This window comes from Paenibacillus sp. J31R34, assembly GCF_059383715.1.
Window position 1 is genome coordinate 500,108 of record NZ_JBXENU010000001.1, and the last position, 16,332, is coordinate 516,439.

Annotated in this window: 7 protein-coding genes; all 7 read left to right on the forward strand. The window is 51.5% G+C overall.

Going from position 1 to position 16,332, the window contains the following annotated elements; translation table 11 throughout:
- The first annotated feature begins 34 nt into the window (after positions 1-34).
- The 7 genes from AC50YG_RS02110 to AC50YG_RS02140 all read left to right on the forward strand — a co-directional run bounded on the left by AC50YG_RS02110 (position 35) and on the right by AC50YG_RS02140 (position 16,255).
- Positions 35-2,359, forward strand: a complete 2,325-nt coding sequence (locus AC50YG_RS02110) for a glycoside hydrolase family 95 protein (protein ID WP_494824365.1) — start codon at positions 35-37, stop codon at positions 2,357-2,359.
- 180 nt (positions 2,360-2,539) lie between these two features.
- The gene (locus AC50YG_RS02115; RefSeq protein WP_494824367.1) at positions 2,540-4,849 is read left to right on the forward strand and encodes an AraC family transcriptional regulator; all 2,310 of its coding nucleotides are present in this window, start codon (positions 2,540-2,542) and stop codon (positions 4,847-4,849) included.
- 33 nt (positions 4,850-4,882) lie between these two features.
- Positions 4,883-6,526: an extracellular solute-binding protein gene (locus tag AC50YG_RS02120; RefSeq protein WP_494824368.1), complete on the forward strand. Its 1,644-nt coding sequence runs from the start codon at positions 4,883-4,885 to the stop codon at positions 6,524-6,526.
- Positions 6,527-6,877: 351 nt separating this feature from the next.
- On the forward strand, positions 6,878-7,813 hold the full coding sequence (locus tag AC50YG_RS02125) for an ABC transporter permease (protein ID WP_473761460.1): 936 nt from the start codon (positions 6,878-6,880) through the stop codon (positions 7,811-7,813).
- Between the two features lie 18 nt (positions 7,814-7,831).
- Positions 7,832-8,755, forward strand: coding sequence for a carbohydrate ABC transporter permease (locus AC50YG_RS02130; RefSeq protein WP_473761458.1), 924 nt, complete (start codon positions 7,832-7,834; stop codon positions 8,753-8,755).
- A gap of 98 nt (positions 8,756-8,853) precedes the next feature.
- The gene (locus AC50YG_RS02135; RefSeq protein ID WP_494824372.1) at positions 8,854-10,521 is read left to right on the forward strand and encodes an extracellular solute-binding protein; all 1,668 of its coding nucleotides are present in this window, start codon (positions 8,854-8,856) and stop codon (positions 10,519-10,521) included.
- A 118-nt stretch (positions 10,522-10,639) separates the two neighbouring features.
- Positions 10,640-16,255 (forward strand): X2-like carbohydrate binding domain-containing protein, encoded by a 5,616-nt coding sequence (locus AC50YG_RS02140; protein WP_494824373.1) that lies wholly within the window; start codon positions 10,640-10,642, stop codon positions 16,253-16,255.
- Positions 16,256-16,332: the final 77 nt, after the last annotated feature.

The window sequence follows — 16,332 nt, forward strand, 5'->3', positions numbered from 1 at the left end:
GGGACATAACGATATAGCTGAAGGGTGATGCATAGTGAGTCAAGCGAAGCTTTGGTACAACGGTCCGGGAGAGGACTGGAAGCAGGGATTGCCGATTGGCAACGGCCGGATTGGCGCCGTTATTTATGGCGGCAGCGAGCGGGAAACTTGGTGTATGACGGAGCTGACGTATTGGTCTGGGAAGAAGGAGCGGATAGCCGGAAACGGAGGAGGAAAAGCGGGACTTAACCGGATGAGGGAAGCCTTCTACCGGGGCGATTATAATGAGGGAGATCGGCTCGCTAAGGAGCAGCTGCAGCCGAAGAAGCAAAATTTCGGCACCAACCTTTCCGTTTGCGATATGGTGCTGCGGTTCGGACATCAGAGTGATGATATCATTCGCGAGCTCGACGTGGAGCAAGCTACGGCAGCGATGTCTTATTCAAGCGAAGGCCAGACGTTCACCCGTGAAGCTTTTGCAACTAATGTAGAAGGCATCGTTGCAGCGCGGTTCGGGGGCGAGCAGGCAGGAAGCGTCAGCTTCACGCTCAGAATTACGGACCGCTCAGGACAGTTTTCGGCAGTCGCAGTAGGTGATGATTCGATCGCCTTTCGTGGGCAAGCAACGGAGGATATGCATAGCGACGGCACATGCGGTGTATGGTGCGACGGGCTGGTGAAGCTGGTCGTGCAGGGCGGCAGCGTCCAGACAAGGGCGGATAAGCTTGTTGTGACAGGCGCAGACGAAGCCTATCTTTATTTTGCGATGCATACGGATTACGGCCAAGCGGATGAGAACTGGAAAGAACGAAGCGGGGAACAGCTCGCAGCCGCGATCGCCAAAGGCTATGATCAATTGAAAGCCGAGCATGTAGCGGATTACCGCTCGCTGTATGCCCGTGTAGCTCTGGACCTCGGAGCATCCGAGGCTGCTGCGCTTCCGACGGATGAGCGCATGCGGCGGCTGCGGCAGGAGGGACATGACGATCCGGAGCTTATCTCTTTGTTTTTCCAATATGGCCGTTATTTGACGATAGCTGGATCACGTGCAAATTCGCCGCTGCCGCTGCATTTGCAAGGCATATGGAATGACGGCGAGGCGAACCGGATGGCCTGGAGCTGTGATTACCATCTGGACATTAATACGCAGATGAACTATTATCCGACGGAAATCGTCAATTTGGCAGAATGCCATGTTCCGCTCATGCATTACATTGAGCGGCTGGCGGATGCGGGGAGACTGGCTGCACAAGATTTCTATGGCTGTGAGGGCTGGGTCGCTCATGTATTCTCCAATGCGTGGGGCTTCGCGGCACCTGGCTGGGAGACGGGCTGGGGGCTTAATGTCACAGGCGGATTATGGATTGCCATGCACCTCAAGGAGCATTATGAATATGGGCTGGACCGTGCCTTTCTGACGGAGCAGGCTTACCCGGTTATGAAGGAGGCCGCCGCCTTTTTCCTTGATTATATGGACGTCCAGCCAGCCAATGGCTGGCTAGTGACAGGGCCTTCCAACTCTCCAGAAAACAGCTTTTATCCCGCGGATCGGGAGCAGGGAGCGCAGCAATTGTCGATGGGCTCGACGATGGATCAGGTGCTGGTACGGGATTTATTCAACTTTTGTCTAGATGCGGCTAAATTACTCGGAACGGATATAGAGCTTCAAGCGAAGCTGGAGCATGCGATTGCTCTATTGCCCCCGCTGAAGGTCGGCAGCAGAGGACAGCTGCAGGAATGGCTGGAGGATTACGAAGAGGCGCAGCCAGAGCATCGCCATCTTGCTCATTTGTTTGCCCTTTATCCAAGCAACCACATCACTCCGCGCGATACGCCTGAGCTTAGCGCAGCCGCAAGGCAGACGCTGCTGGGTCGAATGACCGATGAACTGGAGGATATTGAATTTACGGCGGTATTGTTTGCAACCGGGTTTTCTCGCCTATATGATGGGGACCGCGCATTGTGGCACATTAACCATCTAGTTGGCGAGCTCTGTTTTGATAACCTGCTAACGTATTCCAAGGCGGGGGTTGCCGGGGCAGATACGAATATATTTATTATTGACGGCAATTATGGCGGTACGGCGGCGGTGGCAGATACGCTGCTGCATAGCCATGCAGGAGCTATTCATCTGCTGCCTGCCCTGCCTTCGGCGTGGCGGTCAGGCTCCTTCAAGGGCTTGCGCGCGAAAGGCAGCATCGAGGTAGATGCCGCATGGGAGAACAATAGGCTGACAGAAGCCACGCTCTACGCTCACGCCTCGGGACCGGCGATCGTTCGGTTCGGCGAGCTTGCCGTGAAGGTTGAGCTTGAGGCTGGTCAGGCTTACAGGCTTGATGCCGGGCTGCAAATATTGGAGCGTATGGCTATAGAGCGGTAGGACAGTGGGGCAGTAGTCTGGTTTTCCACTATATGAACGATAAAGACAACTACGCTCTCGTATAAAGTAGTTGTCTTTTCGCATCGTTAGGTTATGATGTAGGTGCGGCCGTTTTTGGAGCTCGATGGGCATGCTTTCGTTATTTATGAAAGCGCTATTATATAGAAGGGTGGGTTGGCTGTGCCCAAATATACGACTATTTTTCGCAAGTTTCTGGTGTCCTACTTAATTATATTGATCATTCCGAGCATAGCGGGTTATGTGTCCTATCGCACCTCGATTTCGGTAACGCAATCCATTTCCATCGAAAATAGCGTGACCCAGCTGCAGCGAAGCCAGGAAATATTGGAGCGAAGGATGGTGGAGGTGGAAGGCTTCACCCGCCAGCTTGCCTTGAATCCCGATCTGAATAAGCTTATGAACGAGCAGAAAAATGGAGATGAAATCAACGTCTATGGCATCTGGAGCATGGTGAGGCAGGTTACGCCGTTTAGCCAGACGAATGATTTTCTGCAAAATTATTTTATATATTTAAGCAATTATGACGTGATATTCACCCAAGGCTCTGCCTACTTCCGTTCGGAGCATTATTACCAAAATTTTCACTACACGGATCTTTCGCTCGATGAGTGGAAGGAAGAGGTGCTTGGCAGAACGCATAGCAGCGAGATGATGCCGCTCCGTTCATTTATGAGCAATAAGAAGCAAAGCGCGGTCGTGACCTATATGCAATCGCTGCCGCTCGACAGCTTCAGCGGTTCCTCACCAGCTACAGTCGTTGTTATGATCGATGAGGAGCATATTTCCAATCTGCTTGCTGGACTGGAAGACCGCTACGGCGGTTGGGCTCATATTAGTGATGCGGATGGGAATACGGTAGGGCTGCGGGGAATAACGGAGGAAGCGGCAAGAGAGATTTCCACGTCCACCGAGCTTGACCAGACAAAGCGCAGCCAATTTTACCATGACGATCTTGTCATTACGATTCAATCCGATACGAGCGGCTGGACTTATCGCGCAGGCATACCGCGTCAGGTGCTGATGGAGAATGCGAATCAGATCAAGCATATGACTTGGCTAGTGACCGGCATTGCTTTAGTGCTCGGGTTGCTGGCGGGGCTGCTGCTCTCCTATCGCAACAGTGCGCCGATTAACCGGCTGCTTGGCGTGATGAAGGAGCATTTCGGCAAGGACGGTTTCGCGGAGCGCAATGAATATGATTTTTTACAGGGCAATATTTCGATAATGATTACGAGCAACCGGCAACTGGAGCTTGAGCTTGAACGTCAGCTACCGCTCGTTCGGGATGGCTTTCTCAAGCGCCTGCTGGCAGGTGAATTTCGTACGCTGGAGGAAGTTGTAGCTGCTGCGGCTCAAGCGGACGTTAACCTTGCGGGTGGTGAGGGCTACGTGGGCATTTTGCGAATTAACGGCTATTCTGGCATGGATAGCATCGATATATTAAAGGAGCTTTCAGCGGCAAGGCTGATTATGAAGCAGATATTGTCCGAAACCGAGGAAAGCTTGTTGATGACCGATCTTGGCTCGGACCGTTTAGTTATGCTCTGGCTGAATCAGGAGGAGCAGAAAGCCCAGACGGGCGGCGCCGATCACCGTAAGCGGTTAAATGAAGCGCTGGAGGGGCTTGCTCGGACAGCCTATTCCGAATACAAGATTTCGTTGTCATCAGCGTTTGGAGAATGCTTCCAAACGCTGATGGATGTTAGCCATTCGTTTGAGCAGGCAGGGCAAACGCTGGAGTATACAGAGCTCTCAGGCAAGCAAAGCATATTGTGGTTCAGCGATTCCGGCCGGGAAACAGCGACCTATTATTATCCACTAGACATGGAGCAGCGGCTGATCAGCACGATTCGTGCAGGCGAGGCTGAGGAAGCGAAGCGGATCATGTCAGCGGTGATGGACAAAAATTCGGATCAGCACCAGCTAGCTCCGGAAATGAAGCAGCAGCTTGTCGGCGAGCTGAAGGGAACGCTGCTTAAGCTGCTGGATCAGAAGGCGCTCGTCCAATCGGAGCTGCTCCCTACGCTGAGGAATCAAATGATTGGCATCCAGGCAGCAGATATGCTGCCGGACATTCAGCAAGAGATCGACGGCATTATTGAAGCATTGTGCGGCATTATTAACAGCAAGAAGAATAATGCCCATATCCAAACGGCTAATGACATCAAGCGATTTATTGCCGAAAGCTTTAGCGATTCCGAGCTGACCTTATACCGGATCGCCGAGAAGGTTGAGCGTCCTGAAAAATATATTTCTCAGCTATTCAAGGAGGTGACGGATATGAATGTATCCGATTACCTGGAGATGGTCCGAATTGAGCGCGCCACCTCGCTGCTTCGCACAGAAGGCTGTACGGTTGATGAAATTGCCTCACGCGTCGGCTACAATAGCTCACATTCCTTCCGCAGAGCGTTCAAGCGGGTAGTGGGCGTGGCGCCAAGCTCTTACAGGCAGTCCATCCATATTTAGACGCCCATTAGGCGCCGAAGGAGTGAAGGGAAGATGAAGCTGGGCCGCAGCGGCATTGCTGTCTTTGTGCTTATGCTTGCGCTTGCGGGGCTGTTGCTGCTCGTCTCATGCTCTACTAAAGAGAGTAAATCTGTAAGCGGAGATGAAGGCGAGCAGAATGAAGCGCCGATGGAGCTGCATGTATTTGCTTTGCAGGAGCCGGGAATAGAGCTTGGAACCAATGATTTCACTCGTTATCTGGAGCGAAAATTTAACGTGCATTTCAATTGGGAAGTTATTTCAGCAGACGGGGCAAGGGAAAAACGGCAAATATCGCTCGCAGGCGGCGACTACCCGGATGCTTATTTTCTGACGGCGTATATCGATCAATTTTCACAATCGGACCTGCTTAAGTACGGCAAGCAGGGCATAATTTTGCCCCTAAATGAGCTAATCGCGAAATATGCGCCCCATGTGCAAGCTGCTATGACGGAGCATTCGGAGCTCAAAGCGCTCAGCACAGCTCCTGATGGGAACATTTACGGCCTGCCAGCCTATAGCGAATGCTTCCATTGCTCCTATCCGAACAAAATGTGGGTGAATGACAAATGGCTCGCGAAGCTGGGGCTGGACGTACCGGCGACAACCGAGGAATTTAAGAAAATGCTGGAAGCGTTCAAAAGCTCAGATCCCAACGGCAATGGATTAGCTGATGAGGTCCCGCTCAGCGGCTCGACCGAGGATTTTGGCGTCCGATTGATTCCATATTTGATGAACGGTTTTATTTATGATGATGATCGCCATTATTTGCTGCTGGAAGGTGGCAAGGTTGAGACGGCTGCGGATAAGCCGCGTTGGAAGGATGGGCTAGCGTATATCAGGTCGCTCTACAAGGGGGGCCTGATTGATCCGGGAGCTTTTATTCAAAATGCGGAAGCTTTAAAAAGAATCGGCGACAATAGTGGAGCACCTATGCTAGGGGCGTCGGCAGGGATGCATCCCGCTATTTTCGCAGGTGAGAGATTGAACGATTATGTGCCGATCCCCCCGCTTGCGGGACCTTATGCTTCCTATGCTACCTATCAAGGAGGCGGTATGCAGCCTGGAGCCAAGTTTGTCATCACAACCCGGGCGAGCAAGGATGCACAGCGCAAATTAATCGAAATCATCAACTATATGTATACACCAGAAGGACAAACGACGTCCCAAAATGGTATGGAAGGTATCGGCTGGCGCAAGCCGCAAGCCGGAGAGCAGGCGCTTGGTGCCGGCGTCAAGCCGTTGTTCACAAGCCTAATTCTGATCAATGAAGCGGAGTCGACCAATTCCGGCTGGAGCGGAATGGCGCATCTATATATGCCTAGGGAGTATCGCGATAGCTGGGTGGTGGGCAGGGATATGTATACGCCTGATGGCTATGAACGCAGGCTTTATGAAGCCACAAGGCTGTATGAAGGACATGAGCCTACAGATATTTTTCCGATCTGGATGTTATGGCTGGACCCGGCCGAAGCGGACGAGGCTGGCATATTGCATACGAATTTAACCAATTATATCGAGCAAAGCACATTGCGCTTCATTACAGGCGATTGGGACTTAGACAAGGATTGGGACAGCTACACAGCAGGTTTGTATGATATGAGGGTTCAGCGATACGTAGAGATCATGCAAAGGGCTTATGATCTTCATAAAAAATAACAGACTCCTATAATGAAAAAATAAAACGTGTAAATCGGCTGGAAGCAGAGCCGGTTTTTTTCTTATGTCCATTATTGCCATATTGGCTGGGACAAAAGGTTAATTCAGACCAAGCGCTCGTTGTAGTTCCCAGCTCCACCTACTCTTCCTAGGCTCCCCGCCAAATGTACGGCCCCATGGGCAATTGTCCCCCCTAAAACGGCGTTATTGTACGCTAAACGACGCAAGTGTACCTGTCGCAAGCAGGGCTGAATCCCCTATCATCAAACCTATGGAAAGCGCTATCATTCATTGTCAGACAGCGACTTAGGGGGGATTGTTCTGGAGAAATTGGTTGTATGGAAGCATCGAATATTAAACGTCGGTGTCAAGCGAAGAGTGTCGGAGGAAGCTCGCAGAAGCTTAAGGAAACATTGGCAGCTTTATTTGATTGTTATACCGCCGGTGTTGTTTTTCCTTATTTTCAAATACTATCCGATGCTTAATGCGGTGCTGGCGTTCAAGGACTATAACGTCATTAAAGGGATCTGGGGCAGTCCGTGGGTAGGCTTCAAAAACTTTCAGCTGTTTTTTGACAATCCGATGTTCTGGCCGCTCGTCAAAAACACGATTTACGTCAGCGGCTACCTGCTGCTTGCCGGTTTTCCGGTGCCGATACTGCTGGCGCTCATGTTAAATGAGGTCGGCAGCGGAAGATTCAAGCGGCTCGTCCAGCTCGTTACTTTCGCGCCGTATTTTATCTCGACGGTCGTGATGGTATCGATCATTATGCTGTTTCTCGCTCCGCGGCTGGGCTTTGCCAATGTGGCTTTGAATTTTTTTGGTATGGACTCCATCAATTTTCTCGGCGAGGCCAGCATGTTCCGCTCGATCTATGTATGGTCTGATATTTGGCAGACGGCAGGCTATTCGGCGGTCATTTATTTGGCGGCGCTCGCGGGCATTGATCCAACGTTATATGAGGCAGCCAAAGTGGATGGCGCTTCGCGCTTTCAAAAGATTGTGCATGTGGACATTCCTGGCCTGCTGCCGACGATTACGATTATTCTCATTCTGAATGTGGGCAGCGTGATGGCAATTGGCTTCGAAAAAATATACCTGCTGCAAAATCCGCTGAATATGGTCAATTCAGAAATTATTGCTACTTATGTGTATCGAATTGGGCTGCTAAATGCCAATTACAGCTTTGCAACCGCAGTCGGCTTGTTTAACTCGCTTATTAATTTGGTGTTATTGGTTACGGTGAATGGCCTAGCCAAACGCTTTACGAAATCGAGTATCTGGTAGAAGAAGGGGAGTACGCCTATGGCAGCGACAAAATCAGCAATGCAGCAAAAGCCGTTCAGGCTGAAAATCAGAGAATCGGCCGGTGACAGGTTATTTCTATTCATCATCTACACGGTACTCTCACTTGTGCTGCTCGCAGTCATTTATCCGCTTATTTATATTTTGAGCAGCTCCATCAGCAGTCCGGCAGCTGTGACTTCCGGCCGTGTCTGGCTGTGGCCCGTCGATATTTCCTTCCGCGGCTTCGCGGTGCTGTTCAATACCCCGCAAATTATGACGGGCTACGGCAATTCGCTGTTCTATACGACGGCGGGAACGCTGATCAGCGTGACGCTTACGGTTATGATCGCCTATCCGATGTCACGCAAAAGCTTTTTTGGCCGTGGCGTTATTATGATGCTGATCACGTTCACGATGCTATTCAGCGGCGGCCTCATTCCAACTTATATGGTGGTCAAGGAATTTGGCATGATCGACTCGCGCTGGGCGCTGCTCATTCCGAATGCGATCTGGGTATGGCAGGTAATCATCGCCCGTTCCTTCTTCCAGTCGTCGATTCCCGATGAGCTGATGGAGGCGGCGGAAATAGACGGCTGCAGCGATCTCCGGTTTATGCGCAGCATCGTCCTCCCACTGTCCAAGCCGATACTTGCCGTGCTGTTCCTGATGTATGGGGTGGGCCAGTGGAACGCTTATTTCGATGCCCTTATCTATTTGAAATCAGCCAATCTGTTTCCACTCCAGCTTGTGCTGCGCAGCATCATCATTATGAACAATACCGCAGGCGTGACGGACGCCCTTAAGCAGGTGGAGCGTCAGCAGCTATCCGAGCTGTTGAAATACTCGCTGATCGTCGTAGCTACGCTGCCGGTGCTTATTATTTATCCGTTTGTACAGAGGTATTTTGTGCAAGGCATGCTTGTCGGCTCGGTCAAGGGCTGATGATGAACTGGAGAATGAAGGGAGGTGAGGCTTGGTATTGAAAGCGCAAATGTAAGAAAGACAACTATTATTATGAGATGAAAAGGGAGCGAACAACAATGAAGAAGAGACTGTTAGGCCTGCTCGCCATCGCAGTGGTCGTTAGCATGATGCTTGCTTCATGCTCGCAGAACAATAAGCCCGCCAGCAGCGCGACCAATGCGCCTGCTTCGCAATCGGAAGAGACGGGAAGCACCGCACCGGTTGAAATTACAATGTTTGCCGTGCAGGAGTCGGGCATCGATCTGACAACTAACAAGTTCACCAAATTCGTCGAAGAGAAGTTCAATATTAAGTTTAAGTTCGATACGACGCCGCCGGACGGGGCGAAGGAAAAACGCCAAATTTCACTCGCGAGCGGCGATTATCCGGATGCTTACATGCTTCCGGGCTACATCGATCAATTTTCGCAGGCTGATGTGTTGAAATATGGCAAGCAGGGCGTGCTTGTGCCGTTGAACGACCTGATTGAGCAATATGCTCCGAACATCAAAGCGGCCATGGAAAAAGACGCAGATTTGAAAGCGTTTAACACGGCGCCTGATGGCAATATTTACGGCCTTGTCGCATACAGCCAATGTTTCCATTGCTCGTATCCGAACAAAATGTGGATCAACACGAAATGGCTGGATAAACTCCAGCTTGAAATGCCGAAGACGCCAGAGGAATTTAAAGCGGTGCTCAAGGCGTTCAAAACCGAGGATCCGAACGGCAACGGAATGGCCGACGAAGTGCCGCTCAGCGGCTCGATCGAGGATTTTGGCGTACGAGTTATTCCATTTCTGATGAACGGCTTCGTCTACGATGACGATCGCAACTATTTGAACCTGACGGGCGGCAAGGTTGAATCGGCGGCGATAAAGCCCGAATGGAAAGAAGGTCTGGGCTATATCAAATCCTTGTATGATGAAGGGCTGATTGATCCGGGCGCATTCGCACAAAACGCGGAAGCGTTCAAAAAAATCGGCGAAAACGGCGATTCGCAAATTTTGGGAGCGGGAGCGGGCATGCACCCTGCTATTTTCATAAATATCGACACGGGCAACAAAAACTCAGCCGATTACAACCCTGTACCGCCGCTTACTGGACCACATGGCTCCTACGCAACGCATGATGGGGGCGGCGTAGCTCCTGGTGCCAAGTTTGTGATTACGAATAAAGCATCCGAGGAGCAGCAAATCGCCTTAATTAAGCTGGTCGATTATATGTTCACGCAAGAAGGCCAGACGAATGGCGCCTCCGGCATGGAAGGCATTGACTGGAGAAAACCAAAGGATGGCGAGGTTGCGCTTGGCGAAGGCGTAACGCCGCAAATTGCTACGATCCCTGCCGCTGAAGGCGAAGCCCCTCGCAATGCGGGCTGGAGCGGAACCGCTCATTTCTTTATGCCGAAGGAGTACCGGGACAGCTTTGTTCAAGGAACGGATATTTATGATTCCGCCAGCTATGAGCGCAGATTGTATCAGGCCACCCTGCTGTACCAGGGTCATGAGCCGAAGGAGCTGTTCCCGCTGTGGTCGATCTGGGTCGATCAGAACGAGGTGGATGAAGTGAGCATTTTGCAAACGAACCTTAAATCGTACATTGAGCAGAACGCATTGCAATTTATTACCGGCAACAAAAGCTTGGAGAAGGACTGGGACGCTTATGTGAAAGGCTTGAAGGACCTGAAAATCGATCGTTATTTGGAAATTTTGCAGAAAGCTTATGACACGTCGTTCAAGTAATACTGCGGATATAGCAAATGTTGTGGATGAATCAGAATCTGCAACGCCGAACTCACAGGATCAGGTTATTATTGCGAGATAATGACCTGGTCCTATTTTCTGACAGAGGAGCTTAATTATGATCCCATTCATGAAAAAAATACGGCCTTGGCTGCTCGTTGTCGTTCTGCTTTCGATGCAGCTCGGACTGGTAGCGCCTTACGGTAACGTAGCGAAAGCTGCGGACAATGGACTCGCCGAGAAGCCTTACATGGGCTGGAGCAGCTACAGCATGCAGGTGTATACGAACAACGGCCACTGGATTACCGCTGAGCAGATCAAGGCGCAGTCTGATGCGATGCACGAGAAGCTGCAGCCTTACGGCTATGAATATATTAATATCGACGCAGCCTGGAATGGTGACATGGATGGCTACGGCCGACCGATTCCAAGTACGACCCTTTATCCAAACGGCTTGCAGGAAGTGATCGACCATATTCATGATAACGGCCAAAAGGTAGGGCTGTACGGTATTCCAGGTATGTCGCCGCAGGCGTATGATCAGGATTTGCCGATTTACGCTGCGCCGGGCTGCTCCATGCAGGATATTGCAGCGCAGCCGCTGCAAGAGTCAGATTACTGGGGGCTCGGCTACAAAATCGATTTCAATCAGCCTTGCGCACAGAAATATATTGATTCGATTGCCAATTTGTATGGCGAATGGGGGATCGACTTCCTCAAGTTCGACAGTGTGACGCCGGGCTCTGGCATATCGGACCTGTCGCTTGATGCGCGAGATGACGTCAAAGCATGGTCGCAGGCGCTTGAGCCGCACGATATCTGGCTGGAGCTTTCATGGGCGCTGGACATCAAATACATCGACTACTGGAAACAATACGCCAACGGCTGGCGTGTAGATTGGGATGTAGAGTGTTATTGCGGCACTGGAGGCTTGACGGTATGGTCAAGCATTGCCCGTCTCTTCCCGAAAGCGGAACAGTTTTGGCGCCATGCCGGGCCAGGCGGCTGGAACGACTTCGATTCCTTAAATGTTGGAAATGGTTCGATGGATGGCCTAACGCAGGATGAACGCAAGACGGCTATGTCATTTTGGGCACTGTCATCCGCGCAATTGTACATTGGCAATGATATGACCAACCTCGATGCTTATGGCCTAGAACTATTGACTAACGAAGAGGTCATCGCCGTCAATCAGGCGGGCCGTCCTGGGCATCCCGTATCTACAGCTACCGAGCAGCAGGCATGGTATGCCAATAACGGTGATGGCACCTATACAGTTGGGCTTTTCAATCTGGGCAGCTCGGCGGCGACAGTGAGCGTGGACTGGAGCGGGATCGGACTTGAGGGGCCAGCCAAGGTGCGCGACTTGTGGACGCATCAGGAACTGGGTACGTTCAACACCGGCTTCAGTTCGGCAAATTTGGCCTCGCATGGTTCGAGATTGCTGAAGGTTACGTCGCTTGGCGGAACATCGATTGCTAACGATGACGATACCGGCTTCAAGTATACAGGGGAATGGACGCGCAATGGGGGGCAGGAGCTTGCCGGCGGCGCACAGAACCTCATTATTGATGTAGGCAATGCGGCAGCGCAGAGCAGCGCCATCACTCCTTCAACGGCCAGCTTCGATAAAAAACAATCCGAGCAGGCTGATGGCGCCACGACATTGACGCTGAATGGCAACACGCTTTCCAGTATTTCGGCGGGCGGGACAGCGTTAACGGCAGGTACGGATTATGTGGTGAATGCGAACGAGGTGACAATCAAAAAAGAATATTTGGCGGCCAAAGCGGTCGGTACATTAAACTTGACCTTTACATTCAGTGGCGGCTTGCCGCAGACGCTAGCTGTTGCGATAAATGATTCGACGATCAGAGACAGCAGGGTAACACCGTCAACGGTCAGCTTCGATTTGTTGACGTCTGCGCAAACGGATGTGGAGCTAACAACGGCGCTGAATGGCAATACGCTGACAGACGTCAAGCATGATGGAAATACGCTCGCTGCGGGAACCGACTATACTGTAAGCGGCAATACATTAAAGCTCAAGAAAGCGTGGCTTGCTGTGCAGCAGGCGGGAACGAAGGCACTCACCTTCACCTTTAGCGCCGGAGCAGAACAGACGGTATCGCTTGTCATTCAGGATACAGCAGTTGGCGGATCAATTACCCTGAACGATGATGATCCATCAATCGTCTACACAGGCGGTTGGAACCGCAGCTGGAATCGTGGACTTGGAGATTATATGGATGATGTGCATTATGCCGAAGCGAATGACAACGATTATTTTTCGTATACGTTCACAGGAACGGGAATTGAGTTCATTACGGAGCTTGATCCATCTCAGGGCGCAATCGACATTTATATGGATGATCAATTTCAACGTACGATCAGCACGTACAATATTGGAAGACTGGCGCAGAAGCCTGTGTTTAATATCACTGGCCTGGCTGACGATACGCATACCCTTAAAGCGGTGAAAAAATCAGGCTATTTCCTTCTGCTCGATAAGCTGCGAATACTGTTGCCTGATCTTGTAAGCGCCCCGAGTGGCGGATTCGACAAGGCAGCGGGGCAGCAAGCAGACTTGGTCTTTACGATGACAGGAGCCCGCAGCGGTTTTGGCGGCATTTCGAACGGAGCAGCAGCGCTGACAGTAGGCACGGATTATACAGTGTCCGGCAATGACATTACTGTGACGAAGGAATATATGGCGGGACAGCCTATTGGTACAGCAAGCTTGACGTTCTCGTTCGCAGGAGGCGCTGTGCAGACGCTCGCTGTAGCTGTTAGCGATTCCGCGGCGGCAAGCAGCACGATTAGCCCTTTTGAAGCGAGCTTTGACAAAAAAGCATCCGCCCAGGCAGACGTTGCTGTGGCATTGATGCTGAACGGAAACACGCTCTCGGGCATCAGCAACAATACAGCGGCTCTGACAGCAGGCACGGACTATACCGTATCCGGCAACGATGTGATTCTTCAAAAAGCGTACCTTGCCAGTCAGCCCTTAGGCACAACAAGCCTGCGCTTTGATTTTAGTGCGGGGGCACCGCAGACGCTGGCCGTCGAGATCACCGACACCACTGGGCAGAACAGTACGATAAGCCCAAGCACACTAAGCTTTGATCATAAAGCGGCGGCACAAGCAGATATTGCGACGATCATTAGTTTGAACGGCAATACGCTAACTGAAATTGCTAATGGCGCGACAGCGCTGCAAGAGGGAACAGACTATCAGCTTTTCGGCGACCAGCTCACGATCCGCAAGGGCTATCTTGCGCAAATGCCAAATGGCATGACGAATTTGACGTTGTCCTTCAGTGGCGGTGCTTCGCAAACGCTGGCCGTTGCAATTAGCGATACGTCGAGAGGCCGCTATGTTGCCGTCAACAACGATGACAGCGAGATTTCATATAAGGGCGCCTGGCAGCATGGACGCAACAGAGGGCTCGGTGATTATAAGGACGATGTCCATTACACGGAGACGACGGGCGACTATTTGGAATATACGTTTGAGGGCACAGGCATTACGTTTATAACTGAAAAAGACTCGTCCCAAGGCGATATGGACATCTATATCGATGGCGTATTCCAGCAGACGGTCAGCACGTATTATCCTAGCCGCCAGATTAATCAGACCGTATTTGTCGCAGAAGGCCTGACACTGGGCGAGCATACGCTCAAAGCGGTCAAAAAATCCGGCTACTACATGCTGCTCGACCAATTGAAATTCCGAATGGCCGATATGATCAGCCCGGATACAGGCAGCTTCGACAAAACCGCGCAGGCAGATATAACAACAACGCTTCAGGTTGACGGAAGCAATTTGCTGGGCGTGAAAAACGGAAATGCAACGCTCACGGCGGGTGTGGATTATACGGTGTCGGGCAGTGATATTACGATCAAGAAGGAATATTTGGCAGCTCAGCCTGATGGCGCTGTTAGCTTAGCCATCTCTTACCGTGGCGATTATTACAACGATCTCCACCGTACAATGACCAATGGGGATTATGCCGAATTTTCGTTTACGGGCACAGGGGTTTCCCTGATTGCGCCAAAATCGGATGTTCAGGGAGATATGGATATTTACATCGATAACATCTTTCAACAAACGGTTAGCGCCGTCCATGCAAGCCGATTGACGCAGCAGGAGATTTACGCAGTGACCGGCTTGACTGATACGGCTCATACGATTAAAGCAGTGAAAAAATCAGGAAATTACATGCTGCTTGACGGCGTGAAGTTTGCAGTGAGCGGTCAGCCGCAGCCATCGGCGACACCAACTGGCACGCCGTCAACAGCGCCGTCGACGGAGCCTACAGCGACAGCAACGGCACCTACTGCAATACCAACGGAGACCGCAGCAACGCCAACGTCACCTACTGCAACGCCTACAGCCGCACCAACACCCGTGCAAACCGGAGGGGGAGGGGCAACCAATGCTCCTCCCCCATTGGGGGGAAACGGTACAGCTCCATCCTCGGAGCTGATTACAGTTGATATAGGGAATGGAATCAACAAGACCGTCAATCGAACCAAGCAGGCTAGCGGCAGCAAGCAAGATGAGCTTTCGCTGACGGCTGACGAGGCTCGCAAAGCCGCAGACAGCGCAGCTGCATCAGGTGCGAAGGCTGTGAACATTATCATTCCAGACACGCTGGATGAAGTGGAGGAAACGACGCTTAAGCTGCCCAAGGAAGCAGTCAAAAGCTTGACGACAGCGGAGGTTGGCCTGCAGTTATCAACTGCAAATGCTGTTATTGCGGTCGGTAGCGGCCCATTATCGCGGTTGCAGGATGAGCTGTATTTTAAGCTGGCACCAATGAAGGACGTTGTTAAGCAGCAGGAGCTTGCTGGGAAGGCCAATCGCCAAGCAGCTGTCAGCATCGTCGTCGGTGATGGTCAGGCAACTGTTGTCGGGCGTCCGATGAACATTGAAACCAATTTGCAAAATGCGGAAGTTACGATAATCCTACCGTTAAAGGGCACCAAGCTTGATGAGGCAGAGTGGCAAAGTCTAGCCGTATATATTGAGCATAGCGACGGAACGAAGGAACTGCTCAGGGGGACTGTCGTTCCTTACAACGATCAGGGTGACAAAGGACTTGCATTTACCGTTACAAAGTTCAGCTTGTTCACGCTGCTTCATATTCCGGGGCTGGATCAGTCCAGTCTAGGTCTTGCTTATATGAAAGGCTACGAGGATGGCACGTTTAAGCCGGACAATCGAATAACAAGGGCGGAAATTGCCGCCATCCTGTCCCGTATTTTGACGCGCCACAACGCGGGCGCGGCGAATATAGAGTACACTGATGTCGCAGCAGGATATTGGGCTGAGGAGTATATAGCCGATATGACCCGAATGGGCTTAATGAAGGGATACGGCAATGGGGAGTTTAGAGCCGACCATTCGGTCACGCGTGCTGAGATGGCACGGCTTGTGTCGCAACTGCTCAACAGCGGTTCGGGCTCACAATCCGGCAAGGGCTTTGACGACATAGCGGGGCATTGGGCGCAAAGCGATATTAGGCAAGCGCAGGCTCAAGGTTTTATAAATGGCTACAACGATGGCACCTTCAAACCGAATCAGGCGCTGACACGCGCAGAAGCAGCCACAATTATCAACAAAGTGCTGGGCAGACCAAATGCGAGCGCTTCGGCATTATCGTCGTGGAAGGATGTCCCGGCTGCGCATTGGGCATTCGGAGCTATTGCTGCAGCATCGCAAGAATAGTTGAAACGGGTCCTCCTGATGTCAGGGGGCCCGTTTTTTATTTTAGGAGGGGGCAATGATTATAATCTTCGCTTTTC